The organism is Spiroplasma sp. ald, assembly GCF_044714355.1.
Classification (GTDB): Bacteria; Bacillota_I; Bacilli_A; order Mycoplasmatales; family Mycoplasmataceae; genus Spiroplasma; species Spiroplasma phoeniceum.
On the sequence record NZ_RXFY01000133.1, the window covers coordinates 1 to 2,401 of the forward strand.

Sequence of the window (2,401 nt, forward strand, 5' to 3'; positions counted from 1 at the left end):
ATTCATTTAAAATATTTTCTGCAATCTCTTCACTTAAACCTTGTTCTATTAATTGTTCTTTTGTAAGCGCCATTTTATAAACTCCTCTTTTTTTATCCTTGTTCGATTAACAAGTCAGCATAAGTCTTTTTAAGGCGGAAAGCATAAACCGTAAATTATTTTTTTGTTAAAAGGATAAACCGTTATAACTATTTTACACTANTATTTTAGCAATACAATACTTTATATATTTTTAAACTTAAAATTAATATATTTTATTGCTAATTTAGCCCTTAAAACGCGTAATAATGGTATATAATTCATCTAAGTAATTTATTAAATAAATTACTTAAACCTTCTTTTATATGTTTATTAATATTTGTAGTCATCTTTTCAGCTATAAATAATTAATAAAATATTGCAAAAGTGCTTATATTATTGACACTTTTTTTATTTTTATTATCTAATTTACCCTTGATTATATATATATATATATATATAATTTAATAAATTAATAAATATTAGAAAAGAGGGTTAATTAAAATGAAAAGATTATTAAGTATTTTATGTATAGTTAGTTTAACTGCAAGCGAAGCAAACAGTGTAATTGCTTGCGATGGAGGAAATATAAAACAAAAAATTAATTTAAATACAATAAATAAATTAACTGTAAATATTATTCATGAAAAAAATAAACAACTATCTGATTTAAATACAAAAATTATTAATGCACAAGAATTTATAAATAAACCTTTAAATGAAGGTTATACTATTAATTATTATTCTGATGAAAATTTAAGTAATAAAAACGATATTTCTGATTTTCCTCAATTTGACAACAGTGTTATTTATGTTGTTATAATTGCTTCTAAAAATGATAAAAATTGAGAAGGACAAACTTCAAGATTAAGAGTATGAATGAAATAAAAAATATATGAAAAGATTATTAAGTATTATTGGTGCAATATCATTAGTTGGAACAAGTACAACTAGTTTAGTTGCTTGTAATACACCACAAGAATATACAAAAGAAGAATTAGAACATTTAAAAAAAGAAAACAAAATAAACACTACTAACCAAGAAATTAGAGACAATTTAGAATGAATAGCACCACAAGAAAAACCATTTAATAAAGTTGATAATAAATGATATTATATAGTTTGAAAAAAAGATAAATGAAAAATTAGCAAAATTTTTAGAAATTATAGTATTAATGTGAACCAAGAATATAATATATACAAAGATAATAACTATGAATTAAAGTTTTTCAGAGGTATTAACAACATAAATAAAATACAAGATGCATCTTTAATTTATAATCGTAATAATCCTTTTGGTTTTGTAAAATGAGGCGAAAGAAATTCTGATTATATAAATTATATTAAATCAGTTTATCGTTGAAATTTAAATAAACCAGAGCTTGAATTAATTTTAGATGAAAATGGTAATATAAAAGTTAAGAGAGAATAAAAAAGAGATATTGCATCTCTTTTTTATTATCTTGGTTTTATTGTAATTTTAACTGGGTTATCATTTTTATTTCTAATTCCTAATACATTTGGATTAGAAATATCTAATATAATATCTTTATCATTACCAAAATAAATCCATCCAAATCCTGAAAATAATTCTGCAAATACTATTTTTGTAAATCTAATTTTTAATTTTAGATCATTAGTATAATATGCTTGTAGATATGTTTCTTTAATTTTATTATTATCACTATTAGATAATTTTGTTATTTTAAGTAAAAAATTAATATATCAATGATTTTTTTCTGATAAATAATTGTTTTTATAATTATCACTCGATAATCCATTAGTATACGCAGTAGTAAATGTTTGAATTTCATTAGTTATATTATCAGTATATAAAGTTATTGTATTATCAAAATTAACTTTATCAGTTTGTGAACGACCACTTTCTTTTAAAGTAATATTGGCTAATGAACCTCCACTAACATCACAACTATTAGCACCTGCTATAAGATTAATATTTCTATTAGGAATAAAATTTTCTATATTTGGTTGTCCACATTCAACTTGTAAATTACTTAGATTACTTATTTCAATGGTTTTATAAGAACTAATAAATTTATCTATACTTTGAATTGTTGGGTCAATTTGTCTTAAATCAATTTCAATTTCATAATATGCTTCATTAAATTCATCAGAAAATAAATTAATAAAACTTCTAGGATTATTTTTTCATTTACATTGTGCTGGTGCAATAATTTTAGTTAATAATGGTAGTACTACATCAGAACGCATAATATCTTTTGTATATTCCTTATAATTATATGGTACTGGTGGTAANACATATTGTGGGTAATTAAATGTTGGTATTTCATAGTCATGTGGTAATAAGAAACTAGTTTTATAATTAGTTGTCATATCGCGTAAATAATTATTTAAGACACTT

At 21.6% G+C, this 2,401-nt stretch carries 2 protein-coding genes; both read left to right on the forward strand.

Going from position 1 to position 2,401, the window contains the following annotated elements; genetic code table 4:
• Positions 1-522: 522 nt before the first annotated feature.
• Complete coding sequence (locus EHU54_RS05515; RefSeq protein WP_400249380.1) at positions 523-906, forward strand: lipoprotein; 384 nt, start codon at positions 523-525, stop codon at positions 904-906.
• Between the two features lie 7 nt (positions 907-913).
• Entirely contained in the window at positions 914-1,450 is a 537-nt protein-coding gene (locus EHU54_RS05520; RefSeq protein ID WP_400249381.1) for a lipoprotein, read from the forward strand.
• Positions 1,451-2,401: the final 951 nt, after the last annotated feature.